This window comes from Mucilaginibacter mallensis (genome assembly GCF_900105165.1).
Lineage (GTDB): Bacteria > Bacteroidota > Bacteroidia > Sphingobacteriales > Sphingobacteriaceae > Mucilaginibacter > Mucilaginibacter mallensis.
On record NZ_LT629740.1, the window covers coordinates 5,496,528 to 5,516,989 of the forward strand.

A 20,462-nucleotide genomic window follows, 5' to 3' on the forward strand; every position below is an offset into this window, starting at 1 on the left:
TTATGAAGAAATTCTTACTGATTACAACACTGTTAATATCTACACTTGCTGCTTCAGCACAAAAAAATACCTCAGAATCGTATATTGATAAGTTCAAGGATGATGCCATTCGCATTATGCATGAAACAGGTGTGCCTGCCAGCATTATTTTAGGTGTAGCAATGCATGAGTCGGGTTGCGGCAACAGCAACATTGCCCGTAATTTAAATAACCAGTTTGGTGTAAAAGGCGGCGGAACATCCGTTTATTACAAAAACAATAAAAAAGTACGCTCGCCCTATAAACAATATGATTCGGTAATGGATTCGTTCCAGGATTTTGCCCGCATCATGACGGAAAGAAAGCAATTCAGTCACCTGGCCGAGCAACTTTCGCATTATGATTATTTGGGCTGGGCAAAGGGTATACAGCATAGCGGTTATTGCAGCAGCCGCAAATGGGCAGCACAAGTATTGGGTATTATCCAGAAATACCAGCTTAATTCGCTCGACGAAAAACCGGCTGATCCAACGCAATTACCACAAAACGCGAAATAAATACATTATTATATCTTATTTTGGCTGAACTAAATTTACCCTATAAAGGTTTAGCTATAATGCGTAAAACAGCTTATTTATTGATATCCGTTGCTTTTTTGGGCTCGTGCTCGGCTCACCGTAACACCATCAGCAATCACCAGGCTTACAGAAACAATCAAAGCGTTCAAAAAGCCAATAGTGCGTCAATCGCCGGTTATACCCCTTATACCTCCTTACAATATATCGATCGATTTAAAGGAATAGCCATACAGGAAATGAACCTTTATGGCATACCCGCGAGTATTACACTGGCCCAGGGTTTGTTTGAATCGGGCAGTGGAAATGGCGAACTGGCCAGGGTTGCCAACAACCATTTCGGCATAAAATGTACCAGCGACTGGACCGGGAAAGGCTATTACAAGGATGACGATAACAAGAATGATTGTTTCCGGGTTTATGATACGCCGGAAGAATCATTCCGCGACCACTCTAAATTTTTACAGCGTAAAAATTACGCGCCATTATTTGAGCTGGATAAGGACGATTACCAGGGCTGGGCTTACGGATTAAAAAAAGCAGGTTATGCTACCAACCCCAATTATCCGCAATTGCTCATCAACGTTATTCAAAAATATCACCTCGATCAATATGACCGCCCCGAAGGCGATGTGCAAAAAATTAAACGCGAAGACAGGGTGCTTACCCAGATCAACCAAAATATAGGAACAGCGGCAAAAGATTCAGTTATTCAAAGCACTCCCACCGATAAATTGTACACCGTACAGCAGGGCGATACACTATATAACATATCAAAACGTTTTGGCCTTACGGTTGATGATTTAAAGGCCCTTAATAACATGGCTGATAATAATATAAAGATCGGGCAAAAGCTGGTGGTGAGTAAGTAACATGTTAAATACTGTTAATTATACAACGAAGCTTTTGCGATGGTTTACTTTTGGAGTTGCTATGAGATTAGGGCTGTTATTTTTATTTTTTTTTGTATCGGTTGATGTTTTTGCTCAGGAAAAGTCGCTCACAGGTATTGTGTTCGATAAGAATTCAAAAGAACGCATTGCACAGGTAAACGTACTGAATACCGCTACCGGAAAGTCTGTTTATGTTAATTTGAAAGCGGAGTTTGCCATTGATGCCCGAATTGGCGATAAATTGATATTTACCAAACTAAATTATCGCCCGGATACAGTTACTGTGCAAAATTACACCGCGCTTGCTGTATATATTCAGCCGTTATCTATCCAGCTAAAGGAAGTTACCATACATGACTCGCTTGCCACCCCTGAACAAATGCTTGAGGCTACCAAACGAAATTACCCTAATATTTATGGCTCCATTGCCAATACCGACCTGTTGAGCATTGGCGCTGATGGCGGCGGTGCGGGGTTAAGTATTGACGGCCTGTATAATATGTTTAGTCGCAGTGGGCGAAACGCGGCACATTTACGTGAAAATATTCAACAGGATTATTACCAAAACGTGATCGACTACCGTTTTAACAAAACACTGGTTGGGCGCATAACCGGTTTAAAGGATGCCCAGTTGGCTGACTTTATGCAAAAATACCGCCCCGGCTATTACACCGTAATAACAGCCAGCGATTATGAGTTTATAACCTATATAAAGACAAATTTGCGCAGATACCTACGGCGCCCCAAGCTATATACACTGCCGCCATTGGTTAAATAACATTTATTTTGCTTTAAATTTATTTGAAAAGCAGATTTTAGCTTTATTTGTGTCCGAATGATAAATAAAGGCTGGAGTTTATTTTTAGGAATAGTTTTTTCATGCGCAATGCCCGCTGTGGCGCAGGTATCAGATACATCCAAAATAGATAGTATTAAAGTTGATACGGGCATGTTAAATAAGTTCCGTGCTGATTCGCGTAAAAATGCATTACCTGTACGGGTAAGGCCAGTACTGATCACCCCCGAGTTAATCCCTGTAACCCTGCCCGATTATACTTTTAGCTACTGGCATAAATTAATACTTTTCAACCTTAATTTTAACCAGGCCGGCTTTACCAATAACTGGAGCGGTGGTGGTGTAAACTCCGTAGCACTGGGAGCCAACTTTGATTTTAAATCAGAATATAACAAAGCCCCGCTCGATTATACTAATGAGCTTAACTTTATTTACGGCGCATCAAAAAATAAAGGGCAAGGTTTTAGAAAAACAAACGACTATATATACTTTGATAATAAAATAGCAACCCAGCTATCAAAGAAATGGTTGTTTTTCGGTTCATTAAACTTTACATCGCAGTTTTCCGATGGCTATACGTACAATGATCCATCGCCCCCAACATTAATATCTCGTTTTATGGCCCCGGGTTATTTAACAGAATCGGTGGGTTTGGAGTATAAGCCTTCAAAATTTTTCGATTGGCGCCTGGGTGCTGCTACAGCAAAACAAACCTTTGTTTTAGATACCTCTATTGCTCATACCGCCGTTGGTTATTATGGTGTACTACCCCGTCATACCTTTGTTAATCAAATGGCATTCCAGTCGGTTGCCACGTTTGATAAGGATGTGATGAAAAACCTGCATTTAAATATGCGATACACCCTATTTATCCCATATACGCAGCCGCTCGCTTTCGTAAGCCACCGTGTTGATGCCGTACTTACTGCAAAGGTAAACTCATTGGTAGCCGTCACCATAAACGGAACTTTCCTGTATGATAAAACGGTAGGGCCACAGGCACAGGGTACTGAAACCTTAGGGTTGGGTATTCTCTATAAGTTTCCGTAGATTAGCATAAACTAATCAAAATCAACCTAATGCCTGTTAAATCAATAAGGCTTGCCATACTATTTGTACTGGTAGGTATTGCATGCAACTTGCATGCGCAATCCATCATTGTACCAAACTGGGTAAATCTGCCACAGGATACAATAATCAAAAATCAGCTCATCAATTCATTGAATGGTTTTCTCGGTCAAAAGGAGAAGCCCAACAAGGATAACACTTATGTGCTGAAGGAATGCCTGCTTGAAACCTCCGACCTTTTGGATGAGATAAAGGGCATGGAGCAAAATGCTAAAAAGCAGGATAAGGACTTTTACAAATGTTACCTTACCAATATTATTAAGGTTGATGCCGATAACTATATAGTGCAATTTTCCTATATCGGAATAGATGATAATACACCACGCTTGCGGGCCAGCTTTAAATTACGGGCAAAACGTGTTGGGCAAGAGTTTCATTTTTACTCGCCATTAAAACAAAATACCATTGCCTGGAAAATTAAAAAATACAACACCCTTACCTGCTATTATAAAGATACGATGAACTCGGCTGATGTTAAGTCTTACCAAAGCAAGCTTGATTTTTACAACAAAAAGCTAAAGCAGCCCATTTTGCCCATCCTTTTTTATTACTGCGATAATTTTACCGAAGTTCAGCAGGTACTCGGTATTGAGTATAAGGCTGATTATAATGGGGCAACAGATAACAACCTCACATCAAATGAGGATAACATGAGCCTGATGGTAAACGGCTCTACCAAGGATAATCACCGCTTTAACGCGCACGATCTTTGGCACGAAAGGCTGCATGCGGTAATGAACAGAGCCATTATTAACCGCTCTGTTGATGAAGGCTGCGCTTATTTATACGGCGGCAGCTGGAGTTATACATGGGATGAGGCACTAACCAAGTTTAAAAAATATGCCGAGGATAACCCTAATGCCGACTGGCATAAGCTATATACAGAAACGACCGCATATGACCCTGGCGACAAGCCGTTAATAACAGCCTATGTGCTAAATGCCCTGATAGTGAAAAAAATTGAACACGAAAAGGGCTTCCCTGCTGTTTTGGAACTGCTAAGCTGCGGCTCGCGAGAAAAAGGCGATGCTAATTATTTTAAAGCCCTTGAGAAGTTAACGGGTATTACTGAAGTTAACTTTAATACTGCTATGTGGGCACTGATAAAGGCCTCATGAACAGGTATTTTTAACCATCAAAAACACATCTTTAATGGGTTGGGGCGTTTCGTTTCAAAATCATAACTTTGTAACCTCAAAATAAGGATTAAAGAGGGTTATAATAATGTTTGAAAATCTTTCGGATAAACTCGACAGGGCATTTAAAGTACTGAAGGGTCAGGGTACAATTACTGAAATAAACGTGGCTGAAACCATGAAGGAAATACGCAAAGCCCTTCTGGATGCCGACGTAAACTATAAAACAGCCAAAGCATTTACTGATGAGGTGCGCCAAAAGGCAATGGGCGAAAATGTATTAACCTCCATTTCGCCGGGCCAGTTGCTCACCAAGATCATGAATGATGAGCTTACCCAGTTAATGGGTGGCAGCACCGCCGAGCTTAATTTCCCCTCAACACCAACCATCATATTAATTGCAGGTTTGAACGGTGCTGGTAAAACAACCTTTACCGGTAAGCTGGCCAATTTCCTTAAAACACAAAAAAATAAAAAGCCATTACTGGTTGCTGATGATATTTACCGCCCCGCGGCTATTGATCAGCTGGAAGTATTAGGTGAGCAGATAGGCGTACCGGTTTACTCAAACCGTGAATCAAAAGACCCTATCGCGATAGCAAAAGAAGGTATTGCTTTAGCCAAACAAAATGGCCACAATGTGGTGATCATTGATACCGCCGGCCGTTTATCAATTGATGAGGCCATGATGCTCGAGATTGAGCAGGTAAAGGATGCTGTTAAACCACATGAGATCTTGTTCGTGGTTGATTCCATGACCGGTCAGGATGCGGTTAATACAGCTAAAGTTTTCAATGACCGTTTGGACTTTACCGGCGTTGTTTTAACCAAATTGGATGGTGATACCCGTGGTGGTGCCGCTTTATCTATAAAATCGGTTGTTAACAAGCCGATCAAATTTATTGGTACCGGCGAAAAGATGGAAGCGCTTGACGTTTTCCACCCTGATCGTATGGCATCAAGGATATTGGGCATGGGTGACGTGGTATCCTTGGTTGAACGTGCGCAACAGCAGTTTGATGAAAAAGAAGCCGCGGAACTACAGAAAAAGATCCGCAAAAATAAATTCGACTTCAATGATTTTTACAGCCAGATACAGCAGATCAAAAAAATGGGTAACATGAAAGATCTGATGGGCATGATACCGGGCGTAGGCAAAATGATGAAGAACGTGGAGGTGGATGACGATGCCTTTAAAGCAATTGAGGCCATCATACAATCCATGACACCACACGAAAAGGAAAATCCTGATACCATTAACCAAAGCAGGCGTAACCGTATAGCCAAAGGTTCAGGTACCGACCTTGCCGAAGTGAACCGCCTGATAAAGCAGTTTGATGATATGCGTAAGGTAATGAAACAAATGAGCAACCCGGCAGCCATGGCCAGCATGATGCGCCGTATGCCGAAGATGTAAGCCCCTAACCCCTAAAGGGGAATTATAAAATTGGAGCCCTTGATTCTTGAATTGAGGGCTCCTGTGTATAACAAGAGTACTGACCAACATTATTATATTAGCTCATGAGAATTACTTTAATAATTAGCTGTGTGTTTATTGCGACATCTGTTTTTGCACAAACAACCTTCCCCGGCATTGATGTACAGCATTACAGCTTCTCCATAAAACTAAATGATGATAACGATACTATAAAAGGGCAGGCTGCTGTTACCATTAAATTTTTGAAGAATGTGTCGCAGGTGCAGTTAAACCTGGTTAAGAAAAATAATACGGGCAAAGGCATGCTGGTATCCTCGGTTACTGAAAGTGGCAAGAATTTAAGTTTTGCACAGGATAGTGATATCGTAAGTATATTCTCATCTGCAAAAATAAATACTACGCATACCTATACTATCAATTACCAGGGCGTACCGGTTGATGGATTGATCATATCAACCAATAAATTTGGTAAACGGACATTTTTTGGGGATAACTGGCCCAATCGCGCGCATAACTGGCTACCATGTGCCGATTATCTGTCGGACAAGGCCTCGCTCGATTTTATGGTTACCGCCCCCGATCATTACCAGGTGGTATCAAACGGCTTAAAGATTGAAGAAAAGCAGCTGGCTAATCATACTAAACTTACACACTGGAAAGAAACTGTTCCCCTGCCAACAAAAGTTATGGTAATAGGCGTTGCTGATTTTGCCATTGAGCAATCGGGCACAGTTAACGGCATCCCCGTTTATAGCTATGTTTTCCCCGAGAATAAAGAGGTGGGTTTTAAAAGCTATGCTTACGCACCTGAGATATTAGCGTATTACATCGGCAAAATTGGTCCGTATGAATTTAAAAAGCTGGCTAACGTACAATCAAAAACCATATATGGCGGCATGGAAAACTCCAGTGCTATATTTTATGATGAAAAGCTGATAGGACTAAGATATGATGAGGAGCTAATGGCGCATGAAATTGCCCACCAATGGTTTGGCGACGCGGTTACCGAAAAAAGCTGGCAAAATTTATGGCTGAGTGAAGGTTTTGCCACCTATATGACCAATTGCTACCTCGAACATAAATACGGAATTGATACGCTTAAAAAACGCGAAATGGCCGACCGCCGAAAAGTAATAAAATTTGAGCGCGAAAGGCTCACGCCTGTTATTGATAGCGCGGTTAAGGATAATTATGTGCAGCTACTGAATGCCAACAGCTATGAAAAAGGTGGTTGGGTACTGCATATGCTGCGCAGAAAATTAGGCGATACCCTGTTTTGGAAAGGTATACGTGCTTATTATGCAAAAGAAGAAGGCGTTAATGCTAATACAACAGATCTGAGGCTGGTAATGGAACAGGTTAGCGGGCAAAACCTGGAGCCATTCTTTAAACAGTGGCTATATACATCCGGTCACCCGGAACTGAGCGTTAATTGGAAATATGATGCTGATAAAAAAGCTATAAGTATTCAGATAACTCAAAAGCAGGATAAGCTGTTTGAGTTTCCGTTAACATATGTCATCGGGAAAGAAACTTATACTATCTATATAAGAAATAAGGATACAACGATCACTATTGCAGCCCATGTAAAGCCCAAAACCATTAAAATGGACCCGGATGTGGATTTATTGGCAGGATTTGAGGTAAATGAACAAAATTAAGTGTGTTTAACCTGTATAATTTAGCAAAAACTTAATATTGATATTCAGCTTTATAGCTATATTTGTTTAACTACCAGTTATAAATCATTTTGTGAGATGTTAACCTCTTTGTTTTACATTGAACAGGTGATATATGATATCCGATAATATCCAAAAACTATATAAAGAGCCGTCGTGCCCCTGCGGCAAGGGAGAAATGGCTGACCTGGAACGAATACCGAGAGGGCGTTTGGTAAAGGCCTTTTTATTAGGCCTTCCTTTTAAAAGGTACAGATGCCATAAATGCATGAAAAATAAGTGGCTATTGAAGGGAAAGCCAAAATAGACTTGTTTTTTGTAGCGTTTAGTTCTACAGGTTCGTTATATGGTTAAAACAACCACTAAACCATGAAGAACCTTTACAAAACAGCATTATTTTTATTTACGATAGCCACAATTTCGCTGGCATCATGCAAAAAAGATAATAATTCTCAACAGCCTGCCCTAAGGCTTTCAGTTGCAGATACCGGCAAAACATTGTCGGTAGTAAAAGGACAAACTATAGCGATAACCGTATCAAATCCTGGCGATGGAGGGTTTACATATAATGCATGGCAATATAATTCCACCGTTCTGCATTTGGATAGCCATACGCACACGGCTCCTGCTAACTCACAGGCTATCGGTGATTTTGGTACCGATACGTGGCAATTTACCTCGCTGCAAAGTGGCACAAGCATTTTAAAGCTTACCGCCACGCAAAGCTACACGGTAACCATGTTCAACGATAATATTGTAGTAAAGTAGCGGGCATGTAGCAGCCTCATGTTTTATTTCGTCCCTCAAAAAAAATATATAACTTACGCTTCGAATAAACTTTATCATTAGTGTTAGTTAAAACATTTGGCAGCGCGGTTTTTGGCATCGAGGCAATAACCATTACAGTTGAAGTGAACATTGCTGCCGGCACAAAATTTTTTATTGTGGGCCTGCCCGATAATGCCATTAAGGAAAGCTATTTCCGTATTGAATCGGCATTGCGTAACTGTGGTTTCCGGATGCCCCGGCAGCAGGTAGTAGTAAACATGGCCCCTGCCGATATCCGCAAGGAAGGCTCAGCCTATGACCTTACCATTGTAACCGGCGTACTGGCTGCATCGGGCCAAATAGAAACAGAAAACCTCGACAAGTATTTAATAATGGGCGAGCTGTCTCTTGATGGCGGTCTACAACCCATAAAAGGAGCGCTTCCCATAGCCATACAGGCACGAAAGGATGGCTTTAAGGGTTTTATACTCCCCAAACAAAATGCGCGCGAAGCAGCCATTGTAAACGATCTGGAGGTGTATGGTGTTGAAAGCATAAAAGAGGTAGCAGGCTTTTTTAATGGCGATATGCAGCTTACCCGTGAAATTGTAAATACCCGCGAAGAGTTTTACGACAGCCTTTGCAATTACGACAGCGACTTTAGCGAAGTAAAAGGCCAGGAAAATATAAAACGCGCGCTGGAAATAGCTGCCGCAGGCGGGCATAATGTGATCCTGATCGGTCCGCCGGGAGCCGGTAAAACTATGCTGGCGCGAAGGCTGCCATCCATTTTACCGCCGCTGAGTTTGTATGAATCATTAGAAACCACCAAGATCCATTCTGTTGCAGGTAAACTGGCCGCCGCAGATGCATTGGTGACCGTTCGCCCATTCCGTTCTCCGCATCATACCATATCAGATGTTGCTTTGGTGGGCGGAGGTAGTAATCCGCAACCGGGTGAGATATCATTGGCACATAACGGCGTATTGTTCCTGGATGAACTGCCTGAATTTAAACGCAGCGTATTGGAGGTTATGCGCCAGCCATTGGAAGAACGGAAGGTAACCATTTCCCGAGCCCGTTTCTCGGTGGATTACCCCTGCAGCTTTATGCTGGTAACCAGTATGAACCCCTGCCCTTGCGGTTATTACAATCACCCTGAAAAGGAATGTACCTGCCCGCCCGGAGCTGTGCAGAAATATATGAGTAAAATATCCGGTCCGCTGTTGGATCGTATCGACCTGCATGTGGAGGTTACACCGGTTAACTTTAATGAATTAGCATCAGATCGCCTTGCTGAAAAAAGCGAGCTGATCCGCGAGCGGGTAATTGCTGCCCGGAATATACAGATAGAACGCTTTGGTGATAAACCCGATCTGCATGCCAACTCACAAATGAGCCCGCAAATGGTAAGGGATATCTGTAAAATAGATCTCGCCGGGCAAACACTGTTAAAAAAAGCGATGGAAAAATTGGGTTTATCTGCCCGGGCATATGACAGGATTTTGAAAGTATCACGTACCATAGCCGATCTTGCCGGTAGTGAGGAAATAAAACTGGAACATCTGGCCGAGGCTATACATTTCAGAAGTTTGGATCGGGAAGGCTGGGCCGGGTAGAGACTGATTCTCTGAATATAGTAGTTCGTAGTTGGAAACGACGAACAGCGGTAGGGTTGCACCTTATAATGTATAACAAACGGCTCGCTTATTTATGGATTAAAAGATATATTGGTAAGCCCAAAGCATACATAAATGTTATTCCTAAAATTGATATAGCCCCTAAAGATTTTATAGGTTGTTGCTGGATGTCAATTATTGACTTAAATAAATTGAAATATTTGAAAATTTGGGAAAATATTTTTGTAAATAATCCTGTTAATTGAATAAAAATAACCCACAATGTTCCGAGAAATATTGTATAAAAAAATAAGAATGAACGATCAAACGTCAATATCCCTCCTTTTATAAATATGATGTAATTGAGCCAAAAATCCTGTTCAATATAACTAAACTTAACATTTGTTAAAGGCCTGTCGTCGAGATATGTAACGAATAAGGACATGAAAAATATGGAAATCAACAATATAATAATGGTTGAAAACAGATCAAGTGCTATAATAAAAAAAATGTTTCTACTCTTTTTAGAAAGTTTTAAAATTGCTCGAGTTTTAAACAAAGCGAAATAATCTTGAAACAACATGTAAAAAAAATAGATGCTTCCGGAATAAAAATCAACTTTTTCTTCATGGCGATTCCAAATGATACTTTGGAAATAATAATTTAAAACACAAAGTAAAAACGTGAAAATAGTATATAAAGCACTTCTGTAAACAGATTTCAAAGAAAATTGCTTTTCCCCAAAAAACCTTGTAAAAAAACCAAATAACACTTGGTTTGTATGAATATTTCCAGTGTTAAAATTTATATTCTGAATCCATAATGTAACTTTTGCATTAAAGTCTGGCGACGTAACATTTGATATTTTGTCAAAGAGAGTCCATATTCCAGCGATCAAGGTAGCCCAAGAACCGACATAAACTACAATTCCACCGAAAATATTCATTTTGTGATTTAAGATATTAAAAATAACATATAAAAATTAATATTCTCACGCTGTCCGTAGACGCCTGTCCACGGATTAGCTAAACATGTAGTTTGTAACTACATACCGCTGCGCAATGTTGCTGTAGGTTAGATAGTTAACAGTTTCTATTCAGCCAACTACAGTAAATGTTAGATAAAAAAACTATGCCCGTAGTTACAGGCATAGTAGACCATAGAGGCGTTCGTTTTTCTTCGATAAATTTACCCGTTATAATTGGGGTCAAATTCCACAATCCATTCAATACCATATTTATCTCTAAACATTCCACCGTATGTACCCCAGGGACTGTCGCCAATCGGCCCTTCGAGATCTCCGCCTGCTGATAATCCGTTAAATATTTTGTCTGCTTCTTCACGGCTTTCTGTACTAATATATATTTTCGACCTGTTTTCGTTTTCACTTACTCGTCCCATAAATCCGGGAACATCATTGGCTATTAATACATTGTGTTTGCCAATAGGCAAAGCAATGTGCATTATTTTGTTTGCATCATCTTCTGCTATAGGAAATTCAGCGCTTGATAGGTCCTTGAAACGAATGATCTTTGTGAACTCTCCGCCAAAAACAGATTTGTAAAAAGTGAATGCTTCCTCGGCATTGCCGTTGAAGTTGATCCAGGGATTAATTGTTCTCATAATTTCTATTTTTACATTGTTGATTTTTCTTATTCCCCCCGCTGTCCATAAACTCCTGTCTACGGACCAGCTAAGCATGTAGTTATGAAACTATATAAAACCATCCATTATTTTTATATTTAGTAAAAAATCCCTCAACATGAAAAACCTGTTGCTCACGCTTTGTTGTGCCGTTACCCTGCCGGTTTTTGCACAAACCAATCCCTTTAAGGATATAGTTAACAAAAAAGCCGATTCGCTGCAAAGCCAGGTAGTTGCCTGGCGGCGGGATTTTCATGAACATCCTGAATTGGGTAACCGCGAAGTACGCACCTCGGGCATTGTTGCTGATTACCTGCGCTCGCTGGGATTGGAAGTTAAAACAGGAATAGCAACCACAGGCGTAGTAGGCATTTTAAAGGGCGGCAAACCCGGTCCGGTAATAGCACTGCGATCTGACATGGATGCCTTGCCGGTAACCGAACGTACACCAGTGCCTTTTGCGTCAAAAGTAACAACTATGTATAAAGGGGAGCAAGTTGGTGTAATGCACGCCTGCGGACATGATTCGCACATGGCTATGCTGATGGGGGTGGCCAAAATATTATCATCCATGAAAAGCGAACTGCATGGAACGGTAAAATTCATTTTTCAACCAGCCGAAGAAGGTGTGCCGACGGGTGAAGTTGGCGGTGCCGAAGAAATGGTAAAGGAGGGCGTGATGGAAAACCCCAAGGTTGATGTGGTGTTTGGGATGCATATTTTTTCATTTATGCCGGTGGGTACTATCACCTACCACTCTGGCGGGGCAATGGCGGGTGTAAACGATATGAAGATCGTGGTGACAGGTAAATCATCTCATGGCTCGCAGCCTTGGGCTGGTGTTGATCCGATTGTAGTTTCGGCACAAATAATTAACAACCTGCAAACCATTGTAAGCCGAAACGTAAATCTTACGCAAAACCCTGCTGTGGTAACCATAGGTGCTATAAAGGGCGGCAACCGCTCTAATATCATCCCCGAAAAAGTGGAAATGCTGGGCACGTTGCGCACCTTTAGCGCTAAGGACGAACAGTTGCTCATTAGCAGGGTAAAACAAATTGTAACCAAAACCGCTGAGGCTGAAGGCGCTACTGCGGAGGCAACTATTCCATATGAGTCGCATTACCCCGTTACGTATAATAACCCGCAGCTTACCGCGCAAATGTTGCCTACGCTGCAAGGGGTTGCCGGTACAGATAATGTAATTGCTGGCCCTGCCTTAACGGGTTCGGAAGATTTTAGCTTTTTTGCCAATAAGGCCCCCGGTCTTTTTATATTTTTAGGCGGGATGCCAAAAGGTGGCGATGCGGCAACCGTACCAGTAAACCATTCTCCTGATTTTTTTATAGATGAAAGCGCGTTCCCACTGGGTGTTAAGGCTATGTGCAATTTAACACTGGATTATATGACCATGAATAGCAAATAAGCGCTTCTTTTAGCGCAAGTCTTGTGCGATAGACAGTGCAAGACTGACTTGTGCATTCAATGGCCAAGTCCACCACCATTTAACCCAAACCATAAAAAGATTGAAAGTATGCCCTATCATTTTCATTTTAACTGTTGTCTTACAGTGATCTGTTTTTGAATACCTACATATTTGTTTTTACATTAGGTGATTTGGTAATAAAATCCATAGCCATTACTACTACATAACATATGGTGGATGAAAGCTTAAGAAATACTTGTGATACAAAGAAAATTGTAATCATTGCCAATTTCGCTACTGACAGGGTGAACGGGGCATACAACGTCATCGAAAACATTGCCGTTTACACCAATAAGCTAGGTTACAGCTGTGAGCTCTGGGGATTAAGTACCGAACTTGATCAGAACAATTATCCCTTTTACGTTCATTTTAAAGCAAACCTGCATCACTTTACAGTTCCGGAGGATTTGAAAAATAAATTAATTTGGGATAGGGATTCCATCATTTGCGTTAATCTGCACAGTGTTTTTACGCCGATAAATATTGGCCTCAGCAAATTGGTAAAAGCATTAAATATCCAGCTGTGTGTAACCCCTCAGGGCGGTTATCATGATTACACATTTAAGCGGAACTATCTAAAAAAAAAGATATTCCTTTTTCTTTATGAAAAGGCTTACTTAAAGCAGATAGATTATTTTTTTATTCATGGTAGCCAGGAAGAAAACTTTATTAAAAAGTATTCATCAAAACCATGTTATACACTCTTAAACGGCTTTCCGGAAGGAAAGATCAGCAGCTCAATATATGATCATCAAAATGCCGGTCCGCATCAAAAGTTGAAATTGTTGTTCATGGGCAGATTGGATCCTTTGCATAAAGGCCTTGATCTGTTAATAAAAAGCATGACATACCTTAAAGATGCTGAAGTAGAATTAACATTGATTGGCCCCCAATTTACGGAGGAAGCGCAAAGGTATTTGCATCAGCTGATAACCAAGCTTAACCTAACAGCAAGCGTGACCATTAAGGCCCCGGTTTATAAACAAACAGAAAAAGAAGAGCTATACACAGCACATCAGTTATTTGTACATACCTCCCGGTGGGAAGGGATGCCAACCGGCGTAATTGAAGCTTTGAGCTATGGTATGCCTGTACTGATTTCAAAAGGAACGAACCTTGCTGAAATTGTTAAAAAAGAGCAATTTGGCTGGGTAATAGATGAACTAACGCCAGCAGGTATTGCAACGGTTATAGCTGATGTTTGTAATAATAAAGAAAAGTTAAACGAGTTCTCCGAAAATGCCTATACCCAGTCGCCCCAAACATTCAACTGGAATAAAATAGCAAAGAAATACGTTACCTGCATACTGTTAAACAGGTAAGGTTAAACGCCATAAAGTATTCTTTCTCACAATTTCTTTACATTTACAGGTTATTGTGCTTATAGTCTTAATTTAGCAGTTTGTAATACACCTACAAAGCCTTGATAATGGGATTCCAGAATTTAAAGCTAATCATCCGAAAAAATAAAATTCTTTATTATACCCATAGCTTCTTACGGCAAGCTATTCCTGGCAGATTCTATAAAAGCGCACTCAAAAGCAAACTTGCCGCTATAAACAATTATGATATAACTGAACTAGCCGACAGGGTGAATTATTATAATAAACTGGGAAAGCCGGTAAGTATTGGCGAAGGCGCCATTGAGTTACAAAATATACAAATATTCAAACATCCAAAGGCATACAATTTTGATACGTACGAATACTCCCGTTATTTTAACGAAAGGCTGAAAGTAAATCTCCTTTTCGGCGACATTACTTATTCAGCCAATTTGCCATCCATACAAAAAAGCAGGCCCATAGATGGTGATAACGCTAACGCGATATTGCTAAAACTGGATAAAAAGCGACATTTCCTTTTTATAAAAGATAGGAAACCTTTCGCCGATAAAAAGGACCTGCTAATAGGCCGGGGTATTATCCGGCAGCCGCACCGCATACGGTTTATGGATATGTATTTTAATAACCCGCTATGCGACCTGGGCGAGGTAAATAAAAAGACCGACCGGCCCCAGTGGCTTAAGTCAAAAATATCTATTGTCGCCCACCTCGACTATAAGTTTATCCTTAGCCTGGAAGGGAATGATGTAGCAACTAATTTAAAATGGATCATGTCGTCAAATTCTATAGCTGTAATGCCCAAGCCTAAATATGAAACCTGGTTTATGGAGGGGCGGCTTATAGGGGATCATCATTATATACAGATCAATGATGATTATACCGACCTTGAAGAAAAGCTTAATTATTACATCAACAACCCGCAGCAGGCGCAGCAGATCGTAGATAATGCAAATGCCTATGTAAAACAGTTTATTAATAAGCGTAAAGAAGACCTGGTGTCGTTGCTTGTTTTAGAAAAATACTTTTATAGTACAGGGCAGATAGACAGGATTTCGATATAGAAACATTGAACGCCTAAAACCAGAAAAGCCATGCAACGTGCATGGCTTTTCTGGTTTATAAATTATAAATAAATCTTATTTCTTAACCCAGCCGTCCTTTAAAGTAACAGTGCGGTTAAATACCAGCTTATCGGCGGTAGAGTGTTTATCTAAAGTAAAATATCCTTTGCGCATAAACTGGTAGCCAACACCTAATTCAGCTTTGGCCAGCTCGGGTTCAATGTAGGCTGTTTTTATAACGTGCAGACTGTTAGGGTTCAGGTAATCCTTAAAATCACCATCCTCGTTTGATGGGTCTTCCACCTGGAACAAGCGATCGTATAAACGAACCTCAGCAGTTTTAGCATGCGGTACACTCACCCAGTGAATAGTACCCTTTACGTTAATGCCGCTGGTATCGCCACCTGATTTTGAATTGGCAATATGTGTGCAATGTATTTCGGTTACATTACCGTTGGCATCCTTTACAAAGCTCTCGCATTTAACAATGTAAGCGTTTTTTAGGCGTACCATCAGGCCAACACCAAGGCGGAAGAACTTTTTAGGCGGCTCTTCCATAAAATCCTCGCGTTCTATCCACAGCTCGTTGCTGAACGGGAACTCTCTGCCCCCATCGCCACCTTCAACCTCAGGATTGTTTTCACCGAACATGATCTCGGTTTTATCTGCCGGGTAATCGGTAAGCACTAACTTTATCGGGTCAAGAACTGCCATACGACGCCACGCGGTTTTGTTCAGATCCTCACGGATACAGAACTCCAGCAAACTTACATCTATCATGTTCTCGCGCTTGGCCACGCCAATGCGCTCACAAAACTCACGAATGGAATGCGGTGTATACCCACGGCGGCGTAAACCGCTGATGGTAGGCATGCGTGGATCATCCCAATCTTCTACATGGCCTTCCTCAACCAGTTGCAGCAGCTTCCGCTTGCTCATAACGGTATAGGTCATGTTTAAACGGGCAAATTCGTATTGTTTTGATGGGAATAGCTCCAGTTGCTCAATAAACCACTCGTACAATGGCCTGTGCGGTATAAACTCCAGGGTACAGATAGAGTGGGTTATTTCTTCAATAGCATCTGATTCACCATGCGCGAAGTCATACATTGGATATATGCACCAGTCGTTACCGGTACGGTGGTGGTGCGTATGCTTGATACGGTACATCAGCGGGTCGCGCAAATGCATATTCGGCGAAGCCAGATCAATCTTAGCACGTAATACTTTAGCCCCATCGGGATATTTGCCGGCTTTCATCTCTTCAAACAAAAGCAAATTCTCCTCTATAGTGCGACTACGGTAAGCATTAGGCGTGCCCGGTTCGGTTGGCGTACCCTTTTGTGCCGATATTTCTTCAGGCGAACTATCATCAACATAAGCCAAACCTTTCTTGATCAGCGTTACAGCGAAGTTATAGATCCGGTCGAAATAATCAGATGCATACAGTTCATTGGCCCATTCAAAGCCCAGCCATTTAACATCGGTTTTAATGCTGTCAACATATTCCACTTCTTCTTTAGCGGGGTTGGTGTCATCAAAACGCAGGTTAGTTTGGCCATTGTATTTTAGCGCAAGGCCAAAATTTAAGCAAATGGATTTGGCGTGGCCTATATGCAGGTACCCGTTAGGCTCCGGCGGGAAACGGGTTAATACCCTGCCGCCGTTCTTGCCGTTACGTATATCTTCTTCAACTATTTCTTCCAGAAAATTTAATGATCTTTCTTCGCTCATAAGGTGCAAAAATAGGGAAATAAGCTTAAAGGCGAAAGGCTAAAGCGGAAAGGTTTACGCCCGGGATATTATGGGCGTTCCTGCTGTTCAGCGGACCCGGCCCGCTGGATAGCGGATCATATTGCATAAATGTGCGTGTCACCCTGAGCGTATTCGAAGGGCGCTGCCATCCCTAACGCGGAACTTCAGTGCGTGGGGTCACCCTGAGGCACTCGAAGGGTAAGCGTAAAGGCCTTTGCCCGCATGCTTCGAGTGCCTCAGCATGACCCTCCTGTTTTGTCACTTGTACTAACCTCAATAATTCTTCCTACTTTTACCCCTAAATAAACCACGGTTTTACATGAGTAATACCTTTAATCGCCCTATTCGTGTTTTGGTTGCTAAGGTTGGGCTCGATGGGCATGACCGCGGCGCACGTATTATAGCCACCTCCCTGCGTGATGCAGGTATGGAAGTGATTTACACCGGCCTGCGCCAAACTCCCGAAATGGTGGTGAATACCGCCCTGCAGGAAGATGTGGACGCTATCGGCATTTCTATACTCTCAGGTGCACACATGACCGTTTTCCCCAAGATCATCAACCTGATAAAGGAAAAAGGCATGGATGATGTGCTGGTTACCGGTGGTGGGATCATTCCATCAGAGGATATGGACACCTTAAAAGGTTTGGGCGTAGGCGAGCTTTTCCCGCCGGGCACCAACACACACGATATTGTTGAATATATTACCGGATGGGTGCATAAGCACCGCAATTTCTAAGCATATGGCATTTGAAAATCTGTTGATTGAATACAAAGAGCGTATTCAATATATAATCATTAACCGCGAAAGCAAGCTAAACGCTTTAAATAAGGCAACCCTTGCCGAACTGCATACGGCTATTACCGAAGCGTTTGCCAATATACAGGTTGGCGGTATAATTATAACCGGAGCCGGCCAAAAGGCATTTGTAGCAGGAGCCGATATTTCTGAATTTGCCTCACTGGGTGTAGACAAAGGAACAGAACTAGCCCGCGAAGGCCAGACCAAAGTTTTTAACCTGATAGAGCATGGCAACAAACCTGTTATTGCAGCGGTTAACGGGTTTGCTTTAGGTGGCGGCTTGGAATTGGCTATGGCCTGTCATATCCGTATTGCATCAGATAGTGCTAAAATGGGTTTGCCCGAAGTTACTTTGGGGCTTATCCCTGGTTATGGCGGTACGCAAAGGCTAACTCGTTTAGTGGGTAAAGGCAAAGCACTTGAAATGATCATGACTGCCGATATGATAACCGCTCCAGAAGCCTATGAGTTCGGTTTGGTAAACCATACGGTAAGTCAGGATAGTCTGTTAACCAAAGCAGAAGAAATATTAAACAAGATATTATTACGCGCTCCACTGGCCATTGCATCGGCCATAAAAGCAATAAATGCAGCCACTGATCCGGCAGTAAATGGCTTTGATACTGAGATAGATGAATTTGGGAAATGCTTCGGTACAAATGATCTTCAGGAGGGCGTTTCAGCATTCCTGCAAAAAAGAAAGCCCGAATTTAAGGGTAATTAGACCTTGCTAAACCAGTTAACTGACTAAAGTACTCGTTTAGTCAGATTTTATCTTGCTGTTAATCAATCGATTGAATAATCGTGACATTCGGATGAAAAATTGTATATGATTTCATGCGTTACTTTGTTCTGTGTTTAACAAAACACATATACTAAATAATACATATAGTCATGAAAAATTCATTAAAAATTTCAGCAATTGCATTAGCTTTCGCAGCATTTACATTCAGCGCAAAAGCTCAAACTACTACCCCTACTTCTACCTCAACTACAACAGCAAACGGTGTTCGCTTTAGCATCGGTGTTGATGCAGGTATTCCTACCGGTAAATTATCAGACAGCTATAACTTTAACATTGGTGGTTCGGTACAAGCCGATATCCCGGTTGCAAATCAATTATTTGTAACAGTTAACGCTGGTTATAACAGCATCCAGGGTAAAAACAATGTTATCGTTGATGGTGCAACTTTTTCACCAACTAACATTCAGTTATTACCGGTTAAAGCTGGTTTAAAATTCTTCCCTGTAAGTAATTTCTACATACAAGGTGAAGCAGGTGCAGCATTCGCTTTAAACAAATCAGATGTTGGTTTCAATAAAACAGCAGCTTTTGTTTATGCACCTCAGGTTGGTTACCAGTTCCAGTTAGGTGGTAAAAATTACATTGATGCAGGCGTACGTTATGAAGCAAGCACTAAATTCAATAGTGATGTTGATAACAGCAAAGTTAATTTCTTTGGCCTGCGTGTAGCCTATGGTTTTTAATACATAACTTGATTTAATTTTTGAAAAAGGACACTGGTTTACCAGTGTCCTTTTTTGTTTTACAGGGTTCTACAAGCCATATTTTTAACAATTAACGTTAATTAACACTTTATGCCTCAAATATTTTACAATATTTATGGCTTCAAAGCAATTAAAAATCAAAACGGATATTAGCTTTGCACAAAAACTGTACGAATAAATTTTTACACCCATATACGTTGTTAATTTATTGTACGTTCTAACACAGTCAATTCACACATAAAATGAAGATCACTTTGAAAAAAAGCATTTACTTATTAATAGCATTTATAGGTTTTACATTAGGTGCAAAAGCCCAAAACGTTGCCATTCCTGATACTACCCGCATAAGCCTTGGTATTGATGGCGGTTTCCCTAATGGTAATTTAAGCAACTCGTATAATTTCGGTGTAGGTGCCTCTTTACAGGTTGATGTGCCATTAACGGAAAAGCTGTATTTTACTGGTAATCTTGGTTATCTTTCTTTTTTCCCTAATAACAATAATATCGGCTCAAACCCCGAAGCAATATTAAATGTGAAAGTGGCCAATATGAACCTGTTACCTGTAAAAATTGGTCTTAAATACTTTTTGATCAGGGGATTTTATATACAGGCTGAAGCAGGTGAAAGTCTTTTAATAAACAAATCGGCTATTTATGCGCTAAACACTAACGCATTTACTTATGCACCGCAAATGGGTATAGTATTTAAGTTACATCATCATAATTATATTGATGGCGGCGTAAGATATGAGCGCACCCAGAGTTTTTATGGCGATGGTGCATACAACAATATGTTTGCCGTACGCGTAGCCTACTCGCTTAATCTATAATATAGTTTATTGATTTTCGTA

19 protein-coding genes are annotated in these 20,462 nt (G+C 41.2%); 16 read left to right on the forward strand and 3 right to left on the reverse strand.

Annotated features, from left to right (window positions below):
• Window positions 1-2 precede the first annotated feature (2 nt).
• The 9 genes from BLU33_RS22550 to BLU33_RS22595 all read left to right on the forward strand — a co-directional run bounded on the left by BLU33_RS22550 (window position 3) and on the right by BLU33_RS22595 (window position 10,011).
• Complete coding sequence (locus BLU33_RS22550) at window positions 3-536, forward strand: glucosaminidase domain-containing protein (protein WP_091378731.1); 534 nt, start codon at window positions 3-5, stop codon at window positions 534-536.
• Window positions 537-595: 59 nt separating this feature from the next.
• Window positions 596-1,426: a glucosaminidase domain-containing protein gene (locus tag BLU33_RS22555; RefSeq protein WP_091378733.1), complete on the forward strand. Its 831-nt coding sequence runs from the start codon at window positions 596-598 to the stop codon at window positions 1,424-1,426.
• Window positions 1,427-1,487: 61 nt separating this feature from the next.
• Window positions 1,488-2,225, forward strand: a complete 738-nt coding sequence (locus tag BLU33_RS22560) for a peptidase associated/transthyretin-like domain-containing protein (protein WP_091378736.1) — start codon at window positions 1,488-1,490, stop codon at window positions 2,223-2,225.
• A gap of 57 nt (window positions 2,226-2,282) precedes the next feature.
• Window positions 2,283-3,293, forward strand: a complete 1,011-nt coding sequence (locus BLU33_RS22565) for a DUF3078 domain-containing protein (RefSeq protein ID WP_091378739.1) — start codon at window positions 2,283-2,285, stop codon at window positions 3,291-3,293.
• 29 nt (window positions 3,294-3,322) lie between these two features.
• Complete coding sequence (locus tag BLU33_RS22570; protein ID WP_091378740.1) at window positions 3,323-4,489, forward strand: hypothetical protein; 1,167 nt, start codon at window positions 3,323-3,325, stop codon at window positions 4,487-4,489.
• Window positions 4,490-4,595: 106 nt separating this feature from the next.
• Window positions 4,596-5,924, forward strand: a complete 1,329-nt coding sequence (ffh, locus tag BLU33_RS22575) for a signal recognition particle protein (RefSeq protein WP_091378743.1) — start codon at window positions 4,596-4,598, stop codon at window positions 5,922-5,924.
• A 104-nt stretch (window positions 5,925-6,028) separates the two neighbouring features.
• On the forward strand, window positions 6,029-7,606 hold the full coding sequence (locus BLU33_RS22580) for a M1 family metallopeptidase (protein WP_091378746.1): 1,578 nt from the start codon (window positions 6,029-6,031) through the stop codon (window positions 7,604-7,606).
• Window positions 7,607-7,993: 387 nt separating this feature from the next.
• A complete protein-coding gene (locus tag BLU33_RS22590; RefSeq protein ID WP_091378751.1) occupies window positions 7,994-8,392 on the forward strand; it encodes a protease inhibitor I42 family protein in 399 nt (132 codons plus the stop codon).
• Window positions 8,393-8,472: 80 nt separating this feature from the next.
• The gene (locus tag BLU33_RS22595; protein WP_091378754.1) at window positions 8,473-10,011 is read left to right on the forward strand and encodes a YifB family Mg chelatase-like AAA ATPase; all 1,539 of its coding nucleotides are present in this window, start codon (window positions 8,473-8,475) and stop codon (window positions 10,009-10,011) included.
• Between the two features lie 88 nt (window positions 10,012-10,099).
• Here the strand turns inward: BLU33_RS22595 and BLU33_RS22600 are convergent, their stop codons facing one another.
• Together BLU33_RS22600 and BLU33_RS22605 are read right to left on the reverse strand one after the other, a co-directional pair.
• Entirely contained in the window at window positions 10,100-10,957 is an 858-nt protein-coding gene (locus BLU33_RS22600; protein ID WP_091378757.1) for a hypothetical protein, read from the reverse strand.
• A gap of 242 nt (window positions 10,958-11,199) precedes the next feature.
• Complete coding sequence (locus BLU33_RS22605) at window positions 11,200-11,634, reverse strand: VOC family protein (protein WP_091380921.1); 435 nt, start codon at window positions 11,632-11,634, stop codon at window positions 11,200-11,202.
• Between the two features lie 139 nt (window positions 11,635-11,773).
• Here BLU33_RS22605 and BLU33_RS22610 point away from each other — a divergent pair, with 139 nt between their 5' ends.
• The 3 genes from BLU33_RS22610 (at window position 11,774) to BLU33_RS22620 (ending at window position 15,545) form a co-directional block, all read left to right on the forward strand.
• A complete protein-coding gene (locus BLU33_RS22610; RefSeq protein WP_091378760.1) occupies window positions 11,774-13,081 on the forward strand; it encodes an amidohydrolase in 1,308 nt (435 codons plus the stop codon).
• A 230-nt stretch (window positions 13,082-13,311) separates the two neighbouring features.
• Complete coding sequence (locus BLU33_RS22615) at window positions 13,312-14,463, forward strand: glycosyltransferase family 4 protein (protein WP_091378763.1); 1,152 nt, start codon at window positions 13,312-13,314, stop codon at window positions 14,461-14,463.
• 107 nt (window positions 14,464-14,570) lie between these two features.
• On the forward strand, window positions 14,571-15,545 hold the full coding sequence (locus BLU33_RS22620) for a glycosyl transferase family 90 (protein WP_091378767.1): 975 nt from the start codon (window positions 14,571-14,573) through the stop codon (window positions 15,543-15,545).
• Window positions 15,546-15,620: 75 nt separating this feature from the next.
• Here the strand turns inward: BLU33_RS22620 and BLU33_RS22625 are convergent, their stop codons facing one another.
• Window positions 15,621-17,279, reverse strand: a complete 1,659-nt coding sequence (locus BLU33_RS22625) for a glutamine--tRNA ligase/YqeY domain fusion protein (protein ID WP_091378769.1) — start codon at window positions 17,277-17,279, stop codon at window positions 15,621-15,623.
• A 340-nt stretch (window positions 17,280-17,619) separates the two neighbouring features.
• On the opposite strand from BLU33_RS22625, the gene BLU33_RS22630 reads away from it, so the two are divergent.
• The 4 genes from BLU33_RS22630 to BLU33_RS22645 all read left to right on the forward strand — a co-directional run bounded on the left by BLU33_RS22630 (window position 17,620) and on the right by BLU33_RS22645 (window position 20,441).
• The gene (locus BLU33_RS22630; protein WP_091378773.1) at window positions 17,620-18,039 is read left to right on the forward strand and encodes a cobalamin B12-binding domain-containing protein; all 420 of its coding nucleotides are present in this window, start codon (window positions 17,620-17,622) and stop codon (window positions 18,037-18,039) included.
• Between the two features lie 4 nt (window positions 18,040-18,043).
• Window positions 18,044-18,826 (forward strand): enoyl-CoA hydratase/isomerase family protein, encoded by a 783-nt coding sequence (locus BLU33_RS22635; RefSeq protein ID WP_091378776.1) that lies wholly within the window; start codon window positions 18,044-18,046, stop codon window positions 18,824-18,826.
• A gap of 170 nt (window positions 18,827-18,996) precedes the next feature.
• Window positions 18,997-19,590, forward strand: coding sequence for an outer membrane beta-barrel protein (locus BLU33_RS22640; protein WP_091378778.1), 594 nt, complete (start codon window positions 18,997-18,999; stop codon window positions 19,588-19,590).
• 275 nt (window positions 19,591-19,865) lie between these two features.
• Window positions 19,866-20,441, forward strand: coding sequence for a hypothetical protein (locus BLU33_RS22645; protein WP_157682323.1), 576 nt, complete (start codon window positions 19,866-19,868; stop codon window positions 20,439-20,441).
• Window positions 20,442-20,462: the final 21 nt, after the last annotated feature.

Bases quoted from the DNA above. Each gene is read 5' to 3' on its own strand.
- BLU33_RS22625 (WP_091378769.1), bottom strand. From the start codon at position 17,279: ATGAGCGAAGAAAGATCATTAAATTTTCTGGAAGAAATAGTTGAAGAA.
- ffh (WP_091378743.1), top strand. From the start codon at position 4,596: ATGTTTGAAAATCTTTCGGATAAACTCGACAGGGCATTTAAAGTACTG.
- BLU33_RS22555 (WP_091378733.1), top strand. From the start codon at position 596: ATGCGTAAAACAGCTTATTTATTGATATCCGTTGCTTTTTTGGGCTCG.
- BLU33_RS22610 (WP_091378760.1), top strand. From the start codon at position 11,774: ATGAAAAACCTGTTGCTCACGCTTTGTTGTGCCGTTACCCTGCCGGTT.
- BLU33_RS22620 (WP_091378767.1), top strand. From the start codon at position 14,571: ATGGGATTCCAGAATTTAAAGCTAATCATCCGAAAAAATAAAATTCTT.
- BLU33_RS22590 (WP_091378751.1), top strand. From the start codon at position 7,994: ATGAAGAACCTTTACAAAACAGCATTATTTTTATTTACGATAGCCACA.
- BLU33_RS22560 (WP_091378736.1), top strand. From the start codon at position 1,488: ATGAGATTAGGGCTGTTATTTTTATTTTTTTTTGTATCGGTTGATGTT.
- BLU33_RS22550 (WP_091378731.1), top strand. From the start codon at position 3: ATGAAGAAATTCTTACTGATTACAACACTGTTAATATCTACACTTGCT.
- BLU33_RS22605 (WP_091380921.1), bottom strand. From the start codon at position 11,634: ATGAGAACAATTAATCCCTGGATCAACTTCAACGGCAATGCCGAGGAA.
- BLU33_RS22565 (WP_091378739.1), top strand. From the start codon at position 2,283: ATGATAAATAAAGGCTGGAGTTTATTTTTAGGAATAGTTTTTTCATGC.
- BLU33_RS22635 (WP_091378776.1), top strand. From the start codon at position 18,044: ATGGCATTTGAAAATCTGTTGATTGAATACAAAGAGCGTATTCAATAT.
- BLU33_RS22630 (WP_091378773.1), top strand. From the start codon at position 17,620: ATGAGTAATACCTTTAATCGCCCTATTCGTGTTTTGGTTGCTAAGGTT.
- BLU33_RS22615 (WP_091378763.1), top strand. From the start codon at position 13,312: ATGGTGGATGAAAGCTTAAGAAATACTTGTGATACAAAGAAAATTGTA.
- BLU33_RS22600 (WP_091378757.1), bottom strand. From the start codon at position 10,957: ATGAATATTTTCGGTGGAATTGTAGTTTATGTCGGTTCTTGGGCTACC.
- BLU33_RS22640 (WP_091378778.1), top strand. From the start codon at position 18,997: ATGAAAAATTCATTAAAAATTTCAGCAATTGCATTAGCTTTCGCAGCA.
- BLU33_RS22580 (WP_091378746.1), top strand. From the start codon at position 6,029: ATGAGAATTACTTTAATAATTAGCTGTGTGTTTATTGCGACATCTGTT.
- BLU33_RS22570 (WP_091378740.1), top strand. From the start codon at position 3,323: ATGCCTGTTAAATCAATAAGGCTTGCCATACTATTTGTACTGGTAGGT.